Raw genomic sequence first — 16014 nt, 5'->3', positions numbered from 1 at the left:
GACACGCTCACGAGGTCATGGAGCCCCTCGTCGTCAGGACGCGTCGTGGAAGACCAGCCCCAGTGCGTGCCGCCGGCCCGAGCGCACCGTGCTCACGCCGTGCCGCATCGCACCGGCCGACCAGCCGCGCCGGGTGCGCACCGGCCGGTCCCGGGTGGTGAACACCAGACCGTGGCCCTGCCGCAGCACGGTGGCCGTGCCCCGTGACTGGGCCCTGGGCCGCTGCTCGACCATCAGGAACTCACCGCCCGTGTAGTCCGTGCCGTACTCGTCGAGCCCGACCACCACCTGGAGCGGGAAGACCAGCTCGCCGAACACGTCACGGTGCAGGGCGTTCCAGTCGCCCTCCCCGTAGCGCAGCAGGATCTGCGCCGCCCGGTCCTGCCCGGCCGCGTGACACCGCTCCAGCCACTCCTCCAAGGAGTCCGGCCACGGTGCCGGGCGCCCGAGCCGGGCCGCCCAGTCGCGGGCGACGGTCAGCAGGCGTGGATAGAGCGCGGCCCGCAGGGCGGCCACCGGGGCGGGCAGGCCGTGGGTGAAGTACCGGTACTCGCCCGAACCGAAGCGATGCCGGGCCAGGTCGACGGTGGTGCGGAACAGCTCCGGCTTCTCGTACAGCGCGGCCAGGTCGGAGCACTCGGCGGGCGTCAGCAGCTGCTGGGTGGGTGCGCTGCCGTGCTCGTCCAGTACGGCGGCCAGCGCGTCCCAGTCGGTGCGGGCGACGCGCCCGCGGGCCTGGGTGAGGGTGGGGGTCATCGTGGTTCCTCCCGTCATCCGAGCATCGGCTGCAGCGCACCCTCGAGCGTGAGCAGCCGCACCTTGTGTTCCACACCGCCCGCGTACCCGCGCATCGAGCCGTCGGCACCGATCACCCGGTGGCAGGGCCGCACGATCAGCAGTGGGTTGGCACCGAGCGCGGCGCCCACCGCCGGGGTGTCGGCCCGCGCCACACCGAGGAGCCGGGCGAGCGCGCCGTACGTGGTCGTGGTGCCGTACGGGACGTCGTCGAGCGCCTGCCACACCCGGTGCCGAAAGTCCGTGCCGACGGCGGCGAGCCGCAGCTCGAAACGGGTGAGCCGGCCCGCGAAGTAGGCCGTCAGCTGTTCCGCGGCCTCGGCGAAGGCCGGATCGTCGCGCCGCCACTCCGGGCGGACGGCCGGCGCACCCCGCTGCCCCGGCATCGACAGCGAGGCGAGTCCCGACTCCCCGCCGACCAGGAGCAGTTCACCGAGCGGGCTCTGCATCGTCGTGTACGTCGTCATGGGTCCGTTCCCTTCCCTTGCGTGATGAGTCTGCTGCGCGGCCAGGGAGGGTGCTGGCGGAAATCGGACAGGGCGCTCGATCCTCGCGGTACCCCGGTGTACTTGCTCTGAGCAGGGAGTATTTACGAGTAAGTACCGCAGCGGTACCGTGAAGGGCATGCCAGCTCTCAACGTGGAGTTCAGTGACCGCGAGCTAGAGGACCTGCGGCAGATCGCCAAGGAGCGCGGTACGTCGATGAAGGCCCTCGTACGGGAGGCGGCCGCGGCCGACATCGCGCGGCATCGCGCGCTCCAGGAGGGCGCGGAGGCCTTCCGGCGGTTCTTCGCGTCCCACGCCGACGAGTTCGCCGCCGCGTTCCCCGACGACGAACCGGCGGTCAAGGGCGGGGGACGGGTCGTCTGACCGATGGCTCCCGTGGTCCACATCGACGTGCCCTGGCTGCTCCAGCGTCACGAAGAGGTCCTGCCCGACCAGCCCACGATCAACGACTTCTCCGCCTTGGTGGCAGCCGTCGCCCGCCACCGTGTCGATCCGCCCCGCCTCGGCGTGGACTCCGACCCGGCCTGGCGGGCCGCCGCTCTGCTGCACACCCTCGCGCTGCTCAAGCCCCTGCCGTCGGCCAACGCCCGTTTCGCCTGCGCGACGGCGGTGGCCTACATGTTCGTCAGCGGCGTCGGCATCGACCCGCCCTACGGCGCCCTCGTCGACCTCGCCCGCGATCTGATCTCCGGCAAGGTCGACGTCTACGGCGCGGCCGACCGGCTGCGCTCCTGGCAGATATAGGGCCCCGACCGCCGTCCAGGCACCTGCGCCCCCGGCCGGGGGCCGACCCCGTCCCGCCCTCGGGGCCGCCGACCGAGGGCGGGAGGATCGGGGTCGGCGGCCGTTTCGCGCAGGAGAGCCGCCGTCCCGCGCGTGGCCTCCGAGGGGCCGGTACCAGTGCACTACGGGGTGGTGCGCGCCGGGAGCGTGCGCGTCGCTCCGGCGCGTGCGCGTGTTTCACACGGGGCGCCTGAAATGCCGTGCACCACCGAGGACGACCTGCGTGGCGACCGTTTCTGACTTTCCTTCAACGGTACGTATGTTGCCCAAGTGCCTTGTTGGTCATGACAGTGTTGTGCAAGGGTGAACTACCCGTGCGGGGGGTAATGGCCGGGTCTTCTTTCGTCCGGTGGGGAACCCGGGCGGACGGGTCGTTGGTGAATTCGTACTCCTCGCGCCTCGCCAAAAAGGTATACACCAATCCCCGACTTTTTCGGCGAGCAGAACTTCTCAGAGTCACCTGCGCGTGGGAAGGAATCCGCTCAGTGCCAACCCCCCACCCCCCTCGCCCTCCTTACCCGCCGCCAGGCGGAGTTACGGGGGAATCCGACGACGACCTCGCCTCCCTGCTCAGAGGTCGTCCGGACGGCGAGGCGGCCCAGTCCGCCGCGCTGTTGATGGCGCGGCACTGGCCGCCCGTCCACGAATACGCCGTCATCTGTCTCGCCTCCCGGTCGGACGTCGCCTCCATGGTGACCGCGGCCTCCTTCCACCAGGTCCTGGACCGGCTGGCACTCGGTGAGCAGGCCACCGCACTGCGCCCGAGGCTTCTGGTACGCGTCCGCGACACCGTTCGTGAGTGGTCGGCCGAGGAGCGAATAGCCGATGTTCTGCCGGACCTAGGGAAACCGGCCGGCGGCCGCGGTATGCGGGCGGCGAAGTCCATGACGCCGGAAAACCGGAAACTCGCCGAGCGTTCTTTCGAGGTTCTGCCCGGACTTGCCCGGTGTCTGCTCTGGCACACCGAGGTCGAGGCCGAGCCGATTGCCGTCCCCGCCGGTCTGCTCGGCATGGATACCGACACCGCGTCGGCCGCTCTCGAACAGGCGCGGGAAAAATTCCGCGAGGGTTGTGTACTTGCCCATCGGGAACTCGCGCCGACCAAGGATTGCCGGTTCTACAACCGTCTCCTCGACGTCCCGATACGCCGGGGCGGAGCCCTGCTGCCGGATGTCCAGCAGCATCTGACCGAGTGCCGCTACTGCCGTTTCGCCGCCGAGCAACTGAGTCATTTCGAGGGCGGCCTGGGTGTGCTGCTCGCCGAGGCGGTGCTCGGCTGGGGCGCCCGCCGCTACCTCGAGTCCCGTCCGGGACGTACCGACTCCGGCCCGCGCAGTCGTGGCGGCGCCCGGCACGGTGGTGGACGCCGTGGCCTCCTGTCCCGTATCCCGTCCCCCGGCCGCCGCCCCCCGGAGGGGCCGCGGCCCTCACGGGTGCTGCTCACCGGGGTGGGCCTGGCCTCCGCCGGACTGCTCGCCAGCGTGCTGGCCGCGAACCTGTGGTCGGACGACGGCGGCGCCGAGCCGGCCGCTTCCACCAGCGCCTCCGGGGGCCGCGCGTCGGCCTCCGACGGCGTGTCCTCCTCCCCGCCGGGCACGGCCCAACTCCCCCTGATTCCCCAGCAGTCCAGGCTGCGGAACGTCGCCGCCGACCTCTGCCTCGACATCCGGGGCGAGGTGAGGAAGGGGGCCGGCACCGAGCTGGAGACCTGTTCGGACGCGGAGAGCCAGAAGTGGACGTACGACGACGACGGACTGCTGCACAGCGCCGCGAACCCCGACCTCTGCCTCGACTCGCATGTGGACGCCGGTGTGGTGATCCTCGGGACCTGCGTGGACGAGAAGAACAAGCGCGCGGACGACGTGCGCTACGACATCACCGTGCAGGGCGAGCTGCTCACCCGCTGGGACGAGCAGCTCGCCCTGACCTCCACCACCGGGGCGGCGGACGCCGACATCGTCGTCAAGGTGCGTGACGGTTCCGACGGGCAGCGCTGGGTGACCGACCCGGTGTCGCCGACCGCCGGGGCGCTCTCGGTTCCGGGCACCGGCACTCCGTCCGCCCGGGCGGTCGGGGGACCCGTCTAGTTCACGACGTCGCGGGGCGGGTCGCCCGCCAGACGGCCGGCCACGTTCTGGACGGCTGCCAGGGCGATCCGCACCAGCGTCTCCCGGGTGACACCCCCGACGTGCGGCGACAGCACCACGTTGGGGGCCCGCAGCAACCGCAGGGCCGGCGTGGGCGGTTCGGGGTCGAAGACGTCGATGCCCGCCCCGGCCAGGGCGCCCTTCTCCAGGGCGTCGGCGAGGGCGTCCTGGTCGATCAGGGCGCCTCGCGCCGTGTTGATGACGAACGCGCTGGGCTTCAGGAGCGCGAGCCGGCCCGCGTCGAGGAGCTGCCGGGTCTCCTCGGTCAGGGGCGCGTGCAGGGAGACGTAGTCCGACGTGCGCAGCAGTTCGTCGAGGGGGACATGACGGGCGCCGCCCAGCTGTGCCTCGGTCTCCTCCGGCAGCCGGCGCCGTCCGGCGTAGACGACGCTCATGTCGAACGCGACCGCGCGCCGCGCGACTTCCCGCCCGATCTGTCCCAGCCCCACGATGCCGAGCGTCTTCCCGGACAGTTCGGTCAGGGAGCGCTGCAGCCGGGGCAGCGCCCAGTCGGCCTCGACGAGCGCGGTGTGCGCCGGGACGAGCTGCTTGGCGAGCGCGAGCATGAGGGCGAAGGTCTGCTCGGCCACGTTCTGCGCCTCGGCGCCGCTGGAGCCGATGGTGCAGACGTCCACCGCGCGGGCCCGCGCCGCCTCCACGTCGACATAGTCGAAGCCGTGGCTGGCGCACTGCACCAGCTCCAGCTCGGGCGCGGCGGCGAGGTGTTCGGCCGTCACGGGGGAGAGCGCCGTGATGATCACATGCGCCGCGCGCAGCGCCTGCGGGTTCTCGTCGGCCTTCTCCACGACGGTCACGTTCGCCTCGCCCGGGAAGAGCGTGGCGAGCCCGGCCCCTGAGGTGCGGCCGCCCACATGGGGCGCGACGACGGCGAGCACGTTCTTCGGGGTCGTCATACGGGGTCCTCGATCAGGTCGGCCGGTCCCACGGTGGTGGGGGAGGCGTGCCCGGACAGGGCGAGCGTGAGGTCCAGCTCGGCGAGCAGACAGCGGATCACGTGCTCCACGCCGGGCTGTCCGTCCAGACCCAGGCCGTACACGTACGGCCGCCCGACGAGCACCGCCTCCGCGCCCAGCGCGAGCGCCTTGAAGATGTCGTCGCCGGTGCGGATCCCGCTGTCGAACAGGACCGTCAGCCGGTCGCCGACCGCCTCAGCGACCCGCGGCAGCGCATCGGCCGCCGCCACGGAACCGGCCACCTGCCGGCCGCCGTGGTTGGACACCACCACCCCGTCCATCCCGGCGTCCGCGGCGGCCCGTGCGTCGTCCGGGTGCAGGATGCCCTTGAGGACGATCGGCCCGTCCCAGTTCTCCCGCAGGAAGGCCAGGTCAGGCCAGGTCTTGCCGGGGTCCGCGAACATCCCCACGAAGTGCATCACCGCCGCGTTCGGATCCTCCGCCACCGGCTTGGCCAGACCCGCCTGGAACGCCGGGTCGGAGAAGTAGTTGGCGGTGCCCACCCCGTGCAGGAACGGCAGATAGGCCTGGTCGAGGTCGCGTGGCCGCCAGGCCAGCAGCGGGGTGTCCAGCGTGACGACGAGCGCGGTGAACCCGGCTGCCTTGGCCCGGCCGAGGAAGCTGAGCGCCACCTGGGGGTCCTTCGGCCAGTACAGCTGGAACCAGCGTTCGGCGTCCCCCATCGCCTCCGCGACCTGCTCCATCGGGGTGCTGGACGCCGAGGACAGGACGTACGGGACGCCCTGCGCCGCGGCGGCCCGGGCGGCGGCGGACTCGGCGCCCGGGTGCATGATCGACAGCACGCCGACCGGTGCCAGGGCCAGCGGGGCGGGCAGGGCGCGGCCCAGTACCTCGACCGACAGATCCCGTTCGTGCACGTCCCGCAGCATCCGCGGCACGATCCGGCGCCGTTCGAGCGCGGCCCGGTTGGCCCGGGCGGTGCTCCCGTCACCGGCGCTGCCCGCCACGTATCCGACCGGGCCGGGGCCGAGGCGCTGCTCGGTGAGCTCCTCCAGCCGGGTCAGATCGGTGGGCAGCCGCGGTACGGCGCCCGACATGCCGTTCAGATAGATCTCGTACTGGAAGTCCGCCCAGTGCTTCGCCATCCGTACGTCCCGCCTCTCGTCGCTGAGAACGCGTTGCGCTCCGACGATACTGGCGAGTAAACGCCGGTCAGCACACCGGGGTCAGCCGCCGTTGGGCACCGCGACGGGCTCCGGCTCGCCGGACTCCGCGCCCGGTCCCGTGATCGGCGGCACCGGCACGTCGACGGTGCGGGCGAGCCGCGCGCCCTCGGGCCCGTACACCGCGCGGGGCTCGGGGAAGAGCCGCAGCAGCGACAGGAACAGGACGGCAGCCACGACCAGGGAGAGCGGCAGGCCGATGTCGACGCCGTCGGCGAGGTCGCCCAGCGGACCGACGAACTGGCCCGGGATGTTGGTGAACAGCACGCCGATCACCGCCGACACCCACCAGGCGGTCATGCCCCGCCAGTTCCAGCCGTGTGCGAACCAGTAGCGGCCGCCGCGCTGACGGCGGTTGAAGACCTGGAGGGCGTCGGGGTCGTACCAGCCACGGCGGGTCCAGAAGCCCAGCATCATCACGACCATCCACGGTGTGGTGCAGGTGATGATCATCGTGGCGAAGGTCGAGATCGACTGCACGAGGTTCAGGCCGAACCGGCCGATGAAGATGAACGCGATCGACAGCACGCCGACGAAGAGCGTCGCCTGCACGCGGCTCAGCCGGGGAAAGACGGACGAGAAGTCCAGGCCGGTCCCGTACAGCGCGGTCGTGCCCGTCGACATGCCGCCGATCAGCGCGATCAGACACACCGGCAGGAAGAACCAGCCCGGCGAGATCGCCAGCAGGCCGCCCACGAAGTCGGGGGCCGCGGGGTCGACGTAGTCCGGTGCCTCGGCCGCGATGATGCTGGCGGTCGTCAGGCCGAAGAGGAACGGCAGCAGTGTGGCGATCTGCGACAGGAAGGCGGCGCCGATCACCTTGCGGCGCGGGGTGCTCGCCGGGATGTAGCGCGACCAGTCGCCGAGGAACGCGCCGAACGACACGGGGTTCGACAGCACGATCAGCGCCGCGCCGATGAAGGACGGCCAGAACAGGGACTGCGTGGCCGCGTCCGCCGAGTCCGTGAAGACGCCCGCGTACGACGGGTCGAAGTCGCCGGCGAACGCGATCGCGCCGAGCAGGAACAGCAGGCTCGCCGCGGCCACCGCGACCTTGTTGACGAACAGCATGAACCGGAAGCCGTACACGCACACCGCGAGGACCAGACAGGCGAACAGCGCGTACGCCACGACGTACGACAGATCGCCGCGCGGCAGGCCGAAGAGCCGGTGGGCGCCGCCGACCAGGGCGTCCCCTGAGCTCCACACCGAGATGGAGAAGAACGCGATCGCGGTGAGCAGCGACAGGAACGAGCCGATCACCCGGCCGTGCACACCGAGGTGCGCGGACGAGGACACGGCGTTGTTGGTGCCGTTGACCGGACCGAACACCGCCATCGGGCACAGGATCAGCGCACCCGCCACGACTCCGAGCAGCGTGGCAGCCAGACCCTGCCAGAAGGAGAGGCCGAACAGGATCGGGAAGGCGCCCAGCACACAGGTGGAGAACGTGTTGGCGCCGCCGAAGGCGAGCCGGAACAGGTCCAGCGGGGTCGCGGTGCGCTCGGCGTCGGGAATGCGGTCGACGCCGTGGGTCTCGACCTCGGTCAGGGACGGCGCGGGGGAGGTGTCGGGCTGCGGGGACAAGGGGGCTCCAACGAGGGGACCGGCGGTGGAGCGCGTCGTGACGCGGGCGGGTCGGGGTGAGGGACGGGCGCTCGCCTTGGCGGGGGTGTGCGGTGCGAGGGGATGCCGTCCTCTCGGGGGTCTGCCGACGGTAAGGCCGGGCTCAGGAGCCACACCAGAGGACGGTTCATCCATCTTTTGTGTCGCGGCTGTACGAATCCTCCATCACTCGGTGTCCGAGGGCGTGTCCTCCGGTTCGGCGTCGGGGCCCTGGGCCCTTACCCGCTGGACGTGTTCGAGGGAGTCCCGCAGTTCGGCGAGCCAGTCGTCGGTGTGCTTCTGGACCAGGCGCACGCACCAGGCGAGCGCGTCGCTGCGGCTGCGGGCCACGCCGCCCGCGATGAGGGTGTCGAGGACCTGGCGCTCGGGCTGGCGCAGCCGGGTCATGACGGGTGCGGACACGTGGGTGAACAGGGCGCGCTCCCCGTCGCACTCCACACCCCAGGAGACCTTCCTGCGGAACCGGTGCTCGGCCTCGACGGCGACCTCGATCCGGGCCTGCCGGGTGCGCTCCCGGAACTCCTGTACGCGGCTCTGTACGGCGGCCTCCCGTTCGGTGGCCGAGGCACCTTCGGCGAGCCGGGGCGCGGGGATGCGGCCGATCACGGTGATCTCCTCGCGGTCGACCGTCAGCTCGGCCAGTCCCTCGAAGAGGTCGTCGGGCAGGCGGCCGGCGAACCAGCCGCGCAGCTTCTCCTGCTGCTCTGTCGTAATCATGTAATGACGATTACTCGACCGGAGGGTGAACGCAAGGGGCGTGCGGTGGGTCCGCCGAGAGCTCAACCGGAATGTTTCAGGCCTATTGCGGAGGCGGGGTGAACCGGCCATTCGGTCGGTAGAGACGATCAAGAACCCCGTGGTTCCGGCGCTGACACGTTCGATTTACGTGACTTCACGCCACTGATTCAACACACAAGGTTACTGAAACCCATGGGGTCGATGTGAGATTCGGCCGCGGACTCGGCAGACTCCCGCTCGCCGGTCCGGCACCGATCGCGCCGGGCCCGGTACCACCCCCGTATCAGCGGAAGGATGCACACAATGCGGAACACCGCGCGCTGGGCAGCGACCCTCGCCCTGACGGCCACCGCCGTCTGCGGCCCCCTCACCGGGACCGCGCTCGCCGCCCCCGCCTCGCTCTACGCCCCCTCGGCCCTGGTCCTCACCGTCGGCCACGGTGAGGACGCCGCCCTCGCCACCCCGGCCCGCGCGGTCACCCTGACCTGCGCCCCGACGTCCTCCGGAAGCCACCCCGCGGCGGCCCTCGCCTGTGCCGAACTGCGCGGCGTCGGCGGCGACTTCGACGCGCTGACCGGCCGGGACGACGTGATGTGCACCAAGGAGTACGACCCGGTGGTCGTCACCGTCGACGGTGTCTGGCAGGGCAGACGCGTCTCCTACGAGCGCACCTTCGCCAACGAGTGCGTGAAGAGCACCCACGGGACCAGCCTCTTCGCGTTCTGAGGACCGGGGTCGCGGGGTCCCCGTGCATCGACAGCGGTTCGTGGCTGGGGAGCGCGAGCCCTGACGCGGGGATCCCTCGCGATCTCGTACGGGGGCCGGCTGGGCGGAGTGGGGCCGCCCGGCCGGCCTTCGGATCAGCCCCGCCGCTCCGGCAGTTCCGGCAGCGGCGGAAAGCGGCCCAGTAACCCCGAGGCGCGCAGCAGCCGCCGTATGCGCGCGCTCCGCGAGACGATCCGCAGCCGCCCGCCGTGCTCCCGCGCCCGGGAGTCCGCCCGGCACAGGACCCGCAGGCCGGAACAGTCGAAGAAGTCGACCGTACGAAGGTCGACCAGAACGTCCGGCCGCTCGCCCTCGGTCGCGGCGTGCAGATGCTCGGCCAGGGAACCCGCGGTCGCCATGTCGATCTCGCCCGCGGCCTCGACCACCGTGAAGGCGTCGTGCCGGTAGGTACGGGCGTACGGGTTCGCCGCCGGGGGTCCGGATCCGCCGGTGCCCTCGGAAGGTCCGGGGGCGCGATCGCCGGACTCCGGTGTCATGTCGGCTCCACCTCGGCAGGGGCGCGTATTCGATCTCGGTAACTACCCCGGTGGGTGCGGGGCATCCCTGAGAAGCCCGGCGCAAGATCTGGTTCACTCGACATGGTGAATTCCGCGAATAGTTATTGACTTTTAGTCGGCTTTTCTGCAAGTCGGTGCCCTGTTCAAGCGGTTGTCGGCGCCGTAGAGTCACCGTGCCGCCCCGGCCCCCGGCTGCACCGCTGTCGCGCAACAGGGGGTGGGACGTGGGTACGCCGGTACACGCTCCCTCCGACGAGCCTCCGCTGCTCACCCAGTTCGGACTGCTGGAACCCGCGCTGGAGATGGAGTTCACGGCACACTTCCCCCGTCGCGGCGGCGAAGTGGCGGCAGACGCGGCGACGGCCGCGGTCACCGGGGTCGTCGAGGCACCGGCATGGTTCCTGGCCTCCCTGCTCGACGCCGGCCGGCGGGTGAGCAGCTGTCTGCTGGCCCGGACGACGGCGGACGTCTGCCGGATCGTCCTGACTGCGGACAGCGGGGGCATCACGATGGCGGGCACGGACGACGTGCTGATCGCCCTGGACCGGGACCACCACGACGCGGCAACGGGACTGCCCCTGCTGGGCGTTGTCGACGGACTGCATGTCCATCGTGGTTCCGAGGGGCAGGTGTGGGTGGTGTGGGAAAGGCACTGGTGCCCGGCCGGTGACGCGCGGGGCGGGGCCTAGGACCGCTCGCGGTGGCTGGTGTCGCACCACGGACAGCGGCGGCTGCGGCGGCAGGTGCACCGGGCGACGCGGAAACGGTCGGAGGAGACCGTGGTCCCGTCCTCCGGTTCGGCCGTCAGGAAACGGTGCTCCAGCGCGGCCCGGGTGCGCGGCGGGGCCAGGTCGTCGGCATCGCCCGCCTCACCCCGGCGCCGTCGCCGCTCCTCGGAGTCCGAGGCGCGCGGCTCCGCCTCCTCGGTCTCCTGGAGGACTTCCTGCCGGGCGGTCCGGGGACGGTTCCTGTCGTCGGACTCGGACCAGGTGTCTCCTTTCCCGGGACCTTCGCCTTTGTCAGCTCCGCGCGGCCGCGATCCGCAGGGGCATCGGATCCTGGGGGGCGGTCTCCTCTTCGAGGCGGCCGGCCTCTGTCCACCAGGACGGGCCGTCCTCGATGCGGCGCAGCAGGACGCCCTCACGGATCGCCCAGGGACAGAGGGTGACCGTCTTGATGCCGGTCAGCTTCAGCGCCGTGTGCCCGACCACCGCACCGGCGAGGCTCTGGGCGGCGCGCGGCGCGGAGATGCCGGGCAACCGGGAGCGTTCGACGGCGGGGAGTGCGGCGAGGCGGACGATCGCCTCCCGCAGGTCCGAGCGGTGCAACCGGCGTTCCGTGAAGGGCCCGTGTCGTCCGGGCGGGGCCCCGCACAGCCGTCCCAGCTGCTGGAAGGTGCGGGAGGTGGCCACCGCGGTGTGCGGCCCCTCCCAGCGGATCCGGGCCGCGACATCCCGCAGTTGGTGGCGGACCCGGCGGCGCAGTGCCCGCACCAGGTCCGGCGTCGGTTGGTCCTCGCCCTCGAAGAACTCATGGGTCAGCCGTCCCGCGCCCAGCGGCAGCGAGGCCACGAAGTCCGGCAACCGGCCCCGCCCGAAGGCCACTTCGAGCGAGCCGCCGCCTATGTCGAGCAGTGTCAGCGGACCCGACCGCCAGCCCATCCAGCGCCGCGCCCCGAGGAAGGTGAGCTCGGCCTCCAGTTCGCCCGGCAGCGTGTACAGCCCGACCCCGGTGCGCGAGCGCACCTCGCGCAGGACCTCGCTGCGGTTGGAGGCGTTGCGTACCACGGCGGTCGCGAAGGCCTGCGGCGGCGCCGCACCCCACTTCGCCGCGGCCCGGCTCGCCTCGGCCACCGCTCCTACGAGCCGTTCGACGGCCTCCTCGGGCAACGGGCCGCCGGGATCGACCTGTTCGGAGAGTCTCAGGCGCCACTTCGCGGTGTGCACCGGCAGTGGCACCCCGCCCTCCGCATCTGCCACCACCAGCCGGACCGTGTTCGAGCCCACATCCATCACGCAGAGTCGCATGGATGCGTGAGTACCCGTCTGCGGGCCGTCACGCACCGTGCCAGGGCGTGAGCCGAGGGAACCAGCCAGGCACGGCACCGCGGTAGCGCGCGTACTCCGCGCCGAACCGGTCGGCGAGCGCGGGCTCCTCGTACCACCGCGCGAACGCCCACATCAGCGCCCAGGCGCCGGCGCCGTAGCCGAACAGCACCGGCCGGGCGAGCAGCAGTCCCTGGCCGCCGATCGTCGCGACCACGGCGACGTACATCGGATTGCGCACATGCCGGTACAGCCCGCCCACCACCAGGTGCTCGGTCGGAGCGACCGGCGCCGGAGTGCCCAGGCCCTCGCGCACGAACCGCACGAAGGCGGCCAGCAGAACGGCCGCGCCCGCGAGGAGCGGGAGCAGACCGAGCAGACGGACGGACAGCCACCAGTCGCCGGACCGCCACTCGGTCAGCCACCACGGCAGCAGCCCGGCCACCGTGCCGGGCGCGAGCGCGAAGAAGACCGTGCTGCCGAGGGCTGCCGCCGGTGTGCGCATACCGCCACCATGACAGCGAGGAGGGGCCGCCGTCTCCCTGCGGACGGCGGCCCCTCGGTTCAAGTGGCGGTCACATGTGGACGACGGGTGCGGCGTCCGCGTCCTGCTCCGGAACCCCGCGCCGGTAGAGCAGGAAGGCGATCAGCGCACCGGCGGCGAAGAAGCCCGCCGACCACCAGAAGGCGGTGGTGTAGCTCTCGATCGTCGCCCGCGCCTGGACCAGCTTGCTGGTCGCGTCCTTCCCGGCCAGGTAGTCGGTCGCGGCGCTCGCGGCCAGCGTGTTCAGCAGCGCCGTACCGATCGAACCGCCCACCTGCTGCATGGCGTTGACCGTGGCGGAGGCGACGCCCGCGTCCTCGGCCGCCACCCCGCCGGTGGCCAGCTGCATCGCAGCCGGCATGACCAGGCCGAGACCGGCGCCGATGATGATCAGTTGGGGCAGAACGGCGGTGAGGTAGTCGGAGTCGGTGCCGATCCCGGTCAGCCAGGCCATGCCGACCACGGAGATCGCGAAGCCCAGCGGGACGACGGTCTTCGGGCCGATCCGGGGCACCAGCACGGTCGTGCCGAGCTGGGCCATCACCATCAGCGCGGCGACCATGGGCAGGAACGCCACACCGGTCTTGGTCGGGCTGAACCCCAGGTTGAGCTGGAGGTAGTAGGTGAGGAAGAGGAAGACGCCGAACATGCCCGCGCCGGAGATCAGTACCGCGAAGAAGGAGGCCGCGCGGTTGCGGTCGAGCAGGATGCGCAGCGGCAGCAGCGGGTGCGCGGCCTTGGTCTGCCACCAGGTGAAGGCGGCCAGCAGCACACCGCCGGCGATCAGGAAGCCCCAGGTCTCGGGCGAGCTCCAGTCGTGCGTCTCGGCGTTGGAGAAGCCGTAGACCACGGAGAACAGACCGGCGGCGACGAGGATCGTGCCGGGCACGTCCAGCTTGGAGTTGGCGGCGTCGCGGTGGTTGTTGAGCAGGAACCAGCCGCCGACGAAGGCGACCACGGCGATGACGACGTTGACGTAGAGGGTCCAGCGCCAGTCGAGGGCGTCGGTGAGGATGCCGCCGAGCAGCAGACCCACCGCGCCACCCGCGCCGGCGATGGCGCCGTAGACGCTGAACGCCTTGGCGCGCTCCTTGGCGTCGGTGAACGTCGTGTTCAGGAGGGAGAGCGCGGCGGGCGCGAGCAGTGCGCCGAAGGCACCCTGGAGGGCACGGGCGGTGACCAGCATCTCGAAGTTGGTGGCGGCACCGCCGAGCGCGGAGACCGCGGCGAAACCGACGACACCGATCAGGAAGGCGGGCTTGCGGCCGAAGAGGTCGGCGATCCGGCCGCCGAGCAGCAGGAGGGAGGCGAAGGCCAGCGCGTACGCGGTGACGATCCACTGCCGGTTGCCGTCGGAGAACCCGAGGTCGGCCTGGGCCGAGGGAAGGGCGATGTTCACGATGGTCGCGTCGAGGACCACCATCAGCTGGGCGAGGGCGACGACCGCGAGGATCCACCACCGCTTGGAGGTGGAGGCCTCGGGCGACGCCTCGCCCGCGCCCGTCGGGGCGTTCTCGGTCAGGGTCTTCTGGGACATGGCGGAACCACTCCAGGGAAGGCGTTCGGATTTTACGAAGTCGTAAACGAAACTGTTTCGTACACCTTGAGGCTAGAGCACTTTTAGCGAAACGGCAAAGTTTCGATGAGGGGCGAGGTTGATTGTGACCAGCGGCACATTCGAGGTCGACGGCGCGGGCCTGTACTACGAGCGGCGGGGGAGCGGTCCGGCGCTGCTGATGATCAGCGGCGCGGGCGGGGACGCGGGCTACTACACAAGGGTCGCGGCGGACCTTGCCGACGCCTTCACCGTGATCACCTACGACCGGCGCGGCAATTCGCGCAGCACCGGCCGCTCCGGCGTGCCGATGGATCTCGCGCAGCAGGCGTCCGACGCCCGCGCCCTGATCGACGGCCCGGCGGGCGGCCGGGCGCTGGTGTTCGGCAACAGCGGGGGCGCGATCATCGGGCTGACTCTCGCCGCACTGCACCCCGACTCCCTGGTGGGTCTGATCGCTCACGAACCGCCCGCGGTGAACGTCCTGCCCGACGGCGACCCCGCCCGCGGTTTCTTCGCCGACCTGGCAGACCGCTACGCGCGGGGCGGAGCGCCGGCCGCGGGTCGCCGGTTCGCGCAGACGGTGCGCGGCGAGGGGGCATATCGCTGGCCGGTCGATCTGTGGCAGCGCTTCCTCGGCAACCAGGACCACCTCTTCGGTGCCGAATGGCAGGGCTTCGCCGGCTTCCGTCCCGACGAGGCCGCCCTGAAGGCGGCGCCGTTCCCGATCGTCCTGGGCGCCGGCGCGGAGGATCGCGGTACGTACTACGCCCGGCCGTCGGTCGAGATCGCCCGCCGGATCGGTGCGCCCTGGGTGGAGTTCCCCGGCATTCACATGGAGTTCCTGCGTCACCCGGACCGGTTCGCCACGGCGCTGCGGGCACTGGCGACCTGGGTGCACACGGACGACCGGTCTGCCGAGCCCGATATGCCTTGACTGGCATATAACTGCGGTGGCATATTGAGCTCATGTCCGACGCCGCGCCCTGGACCGCCCTCGCCGACCCCCACCGGCGGACCATCGTCGCGCTGCTCCTGGAGCGGCCGCGGCCCGTCGGGGAGATCGTGGAGGAATGCGGTCTGAGCCAGCCGAGCACCTCGAAGCATCTGAAGGTGCTCAGGGAAGCGGGGCTGGTCCGGGTCCGGCAGGACGCGCAGCGCCGTGTCTACGCCCTCGAACCGGCCCCGATCGCCGCACTCGACGCCTGGCTGGCCCCCTACCGCAGGCTGTGGAACAACAGCCTGGACGCGCTGGGCCGCCGCCTCGACGAGACCGCGCCGGACGACCCCGAGGAACCCTCTCCGAAGGACTGATCCACCATGTCCGCAGACCTCACCGGCACCTGTCTGACCCTGGACGACGGCCGCCCGGCCGTCCGCTTCAGCCGTACCTACGACCATCCCGTCGAGCGCGTCTGGCAGTTCGTGACCGACGCCGACGAACTCGCCCACTGGTTCCCGTCCCGCGCCGAGATCGACCCGCGGCCCGGCGGGGAGATCAGGTTCAGCGGCGATCCGAACATGGCGGACTCCAAGGGCCGGGTCCTGTCCGTCGACGCGCCCCGGCACCTGTCCTTCGAGTGGGGCGGCGACGAACTGCACTTCGACCTGGAGGCGTTGGACGAGAAGCGCACCCGCTTCACGCTCACCAACGTACTGAGCGAGGCCGACACCGCGGCCCGCAACGGCGCCGGCTGGGAGGTCTGCCTGGCCGCCCTGGAGACGTACGCCAACGGATCGCCCACCGGGAGTCAGGCCTCCTGGAAGGAGTTCTACGACGGCTACGTGGCCGCCGGTGTCCCCTCCGGCGCCCCCGTCCCGGGCCTCGACTGA

Annotated in this window: 19 protein-coding genes; 8 read left to right on the top strand and 11 right to left on the bottom strand. The window is 71.5% G+C overall.

What is annotated here, in order from left to right; translation table 11 throughout:
- Positions 1-33: 33 nt before the first annotated feature.
- On the bottom strand, positions 34-756 hold the full coding sequence (locus tag ACWD3I_RS23165) for a 2OG-Fe(II) oxygenase (RefSeq protein WP_365408649.1): 723 nt from the start codon (positions 754-756) through the stop codon (positions 34-36).
- A 14-nt stretch (positions 757-770) separates the two neighbouring features.
- Positions 771-1262 (bottom strand): methylated-DNA--[protein]-cysteine S-methyltransferase, encoded by a 492-nt coding sequence (locus ACWD3I_RS23160; RefSeq protein WP_365408652.1) that lies wholly within the window; start codon positions 1260-1262, stop codon positions 771-773.
- A 157-nt stretch (positions 1263-1419) separates the two neighbouring features.
- On the opposite strand from ACWD3I_RS23160, the gene ACWD3I_RS23155 reads away from it, so the two are divergent.
- The 3 genes from ACWD3I_RS23155 to ACWD3I_RS23145 all read left to right on the top strand — a co-directional run bounded on the left by ACWD3I_RS23155 (position 1420) and on the right by ACWD3I_RS23145 (position 4172).
- Positions 1420-1665, top strand: a complete 246-nt coding sequence (locus tag ACWD3I_RS23155; protein ID WP_361490759.1) for a hypothetical protein — start codon at positions 1420-1422, stop codon at positions 1663-1665.
- Between the two features lie 3 nt (positions 1666-1668).
- Complete coding sequence (locus tag ACWD3I_RS23150) at positions 1669-2046, top strand: toxin Doc (RefSeq protein ID WP_365408655.1); 378 nt, start codon at positions 1669-1671, stop codon at positions 2044-2046.
- A 524-nt stretch (positions 2047-2570) separates the two neighbouring features.
- The gene (locus ACWD3I_RS23145) at positions 2571-4172 is read left to right on the top strand and encodes an RICIN domain-containing protein (RefSeq protein WP_365408658.1); all 1602 of its coding nucleotides are present in this window, start codon (positions 2571-2573) and stop codon (positions 4170-4172) included.
- Here ACWD3I_RS23145 and ACWD3I_RS23140 read toward each other — a convergent pair.
- The 4 genes from ACWD3I_RS23140 to ACWD3I_RS23125 all read right to left on the bottom strand — a co-directional run bounded on the left by ACWD3I_RS23140 (position 4169) and on the right by ACWD3I_RS23125 (position 8733).
- The gene (locus tag ACWD3I_RS23140; protein WP_365408661.1) at positions 4169-5146 is read right to left on the bottom strand and encodes a 2-hydroxyacid dehydrogenase; all 978 of its coding nucleotides are present in this window, start codon (positions 5144-5146) and stop codon (positions 4169-4171) included. The genes ACWD3I_RS23145 and ACWD3I_RS23140 overlap by 4 nt on opposite strands.
- Entirely contained in the window at positions 5143-6312 is a 1170-nt protein-coding gene (locus tag ACWD3I_RS23135; RefSeq protein WP_365408664.1) for a lactate 2-monooxygenase, read from the bottom strand. The genes ACWD3I_RS23140 and ACWD3I_RS23135 overlap by 4 nt, the downstream gene beginning before the upstream one ends.
- 81 nt (positions 6313-6393) lie before the next feature.
- Complete coding sequence (locus tag ACWD3I_RS23130; RefSeq protein ID WP_365408668.1) at positions 6394-7977, bottom strand: purine-cytosine permease family protein; 1584 nt, start codon at positions 7975-7977, stop codon at positions 6394-6396.
- A 204-nt stretch (positions 7978-8181) separates the two neighbouring features.
- The gene (locus ACWD3I_RS23125) at positions 8182-8733 is read right to left on the bottom strand and encodes a hypothetical protein (RefSeq protein WP_365408671.1); all 552 of its coding nucleotides are present in this window, start codon (positions 8731-8733) and stop codon (positions 8182-8184) included.
- A gap of 324 nt (positions 8734-9057) precedes the next feature.
- On the opposite strand from ACWD3I_RS23125, the gene ACWD3I_RS23120 reads away from it, so the two are divergent.
- Entirely contained in the window at positions 9058-9480 is a 423-nt protein-coding gene (locus tag ACWD3I_RS23120; RefSeq protein ID WP_365408674.1) for a protease inhibitor, read from the top strand.
- A 134-nt stretch (positions 9481-9614) separates the two neighbouring features.
- On the opposite strand, the gene ACWD3I_RS23115 is transcribed toward ACWD3I_RS23120, so the two are convergent.
- Positions 9615-10016 carry an STAS domain-containing protein gene (locus ACWD3I_RS23115; protein ID WP_365408677.1) on the bottom strand — a complete coding sequence of 134 codons (402 nt, stop codon included), beginning with the start codon at positions 10014-10016 and terminating at the stop codon, positions 9615-9617.
- A 245-nt stretch (positions 10017-10261) separates the two neighbouring features.
- On the opposite strand from ACWD3I_RS23115, the gene ACWD3I_RS23110 reads away from it, so the two are divergent.
- Positions 10262-10726 (top strand): hypothetical protein, encoded by a 465-nt coding sequence (locus tag ACWD3I_RS23110; protein ID WP_365408679.1) that lies wholly within the window; start codon positions 10262-10264, stop codon positions 10724-10726.
- Here the strand turns inward: ACWD3I_RS23110 and ACWD3I_RS23105 are convergent.
- The 4 genes from ACWD3I_RS23105 to ACWD3I_RS23090 form a co-directional block, all read right to left on the bottom strand.
- Positions 10723-10887, bottom strand: coding sequence for a CDGSH iron-sulfur domain-containing protein (locus tag ACWD3I_RS23105; RefSeq protein ID WP_451084166.1), 165 nt, complete (start codon positions 10885-10887; stop codon positions 10723-10725). The genes ACWD3I_RS23110 and ACWD3I_RS23105 overlap by 4 nt on opposite strands.
- Before the next feature lie 169 nt (positions 10888-11056).
- Positions 11057-12064, bottom strand: coding sequence for a Ppx/GppA phosphatase family protein (locus ACWD3I_RS23100; RefSeq protein ID WP_365408682.1), 1008 nt, complete (start codon positions 12062-12064; stop codon positions 11057-11059).
- Positions 12065-12092: 28 nt separating this feature from the next.
- Positions 12093-12587: a methyltransferase family protein gene (locus ACWD3I_RS23095; RefSeq protein ID WP_365408685.1), complete on the bottom strand. Its 495-nt coding sequence runs from the start codon at positions 12585-12587 to the stop codon at positions 12093-12095.
- Positions 12588-12657: 70 nt separating this feature from the next.
- Positions 12658-14163 carry an MFS transporter gene (locus ACWD3I_RS23090; protein WP_365408688.1) on the bottom strand — a complete coding sequence of 502 codons (1506 nt, stop codon included), beginning with the start codon at positions 14161-14163 and terminating at the stop codon, positions 12658-12660.
- A 124-nt stretch (positions 14164-14287) separates the two neighbouring features.
- On the opposite strand from ACWD3I_RS23090, the gene ACWD3I_RS23085 reads away from it, so the two are divergent.
- From ACWD3I_RS23085 to ACWD3I_RS23075, 3 genes are read left to right on the top strand one after another with little or no spacing between them, the layout of a single operon-like run.
- Positions 14288-15118: an alpha/beta fold hydrolase gene (locus ACWD3I_RS23085; protein WP_365408691.1), complete on the top strand. Its 831-nt coding sequence runs from the start codon at positions 14288-14290 to the stop codon at positions 15116-15118.
- 32 nt (positions 15119-15150) lie between these two features.
- The gene (locus ACWD3I_RS23080) at positions 15151-15495 is read left to right on the top strand and encodes an ArsR/SmtB family transcription factor (RefSeq protein WP_365408693.1); all 345 of its coding nucleotides are present in this window, start codon (positions 15151-15153) and stop codon (positions 15493-15495) included.
- Positions 15496-15501: 6 nt separating this feature from the next.
- Positions 15502-16014, top strand: a complete 513-nt coding sequence (locus ACWD3I_RS23075) for an SRPBCC family protein (RefSeq protein WP_365408696.1) — start codon at positions 15502-15504, stop codon at positions 16012-16014.

Source organism: Streptomyces sp. NPDC002817, assembly GCF_053592055.1.
Note: the sequence above shows the minus strand (reverse complement) of the source record. Positions and strands in the feature narration are given on the sequence as shown.